We start from the raw sequence: 593 nt of genomic DNA, 5'->3' as shown, positions 1-593 counted from the left end.
AATACCCCACTTCGTCTCTTTCTTTTGCTCTTTATAAGCTTGTTTTTGTTTATTGCTTTGTTTATCTTTGTTTGGAATCGTATCTTGGTTATAGTAAGCTTTGAGATAAATTTGTAAATGATTGATTGCTTGTAGTGCTTCTTGTTCTGCAAATGTATTATTGTCTATATTGTATGTTCTTTTTGGTAGGCATATTGTATTTGCCCTATTATCCTCACAAGTATTTTGTATTTGTTCTCTTATTTCTACATATACATGCTTACTAAAAGTTTCTCTTGGTAGAGAAATTCTAAGGTATGATATTTTCCTCTATGTGCCTCTCTAATACAAAAAGAATCTGTTTTTGGTTTAGAGTGATAATGAGAATGTTGTATCTCTACTTTAAAAGCGTGGCAGTCTTTAAGATTCTCTATATCATCTAAAATAACTTCCCCATTTGCACTCTCTTGATTATAGAGAATCTTATCACTTCTTCTTTCAATTATTTTTATAGTAGCATTGTGTATAGGATTATAATACACATCTCTTATTTGTATTTTTATAGGTTCAGAATTAAGCTTTGACATTACAATATCCTATTCATTCCTTTTTCC

Annotated in this window: 1 protein-coding gene; it reads right to left on the bottom strand. The window is 29.5% G+C overall.

All coding sequences use genetic code 11. The annotated features are described in order from the left end of the window. Window positions 1–245: 245 nt before the first annotated feature. A complete protein-coding gene (locus tag HCCG_RS11455) occupies window positions 246–566 on the bottom strand; it encodes a hypothetical protein (protein ID WP_002957719.1) in 321 nt (106 codons plus the stop codon). Window positions 567–593 lie beyond the last annotated feature (27 nt).

The sequence above is a fragment of the Helicobacter cinaedi CCUG 18818 = ATCC BAA-847 genome (assembly GCF_000155475.1).
Lineage (GTDB): Bacteria > Campylobacterota > Campylobacteria > Campylobacterales > Helicobacteraceae > Helicobacter_C > Helicobacter_C cinaedi.
This window is presented reverse-complemented; position numbering and strand designations above follow the sequence as displayed.

Bases quoted from the DNA above. Each gene is read 5' to 3' on its own strand.
- HCCG_RS11455 (WP_002957719.1), bottom strand. From the start codon at position 566: ATGTCAAAGCTTAATTCTGAACCTATAAAAATACAAATAAGAGATGTG.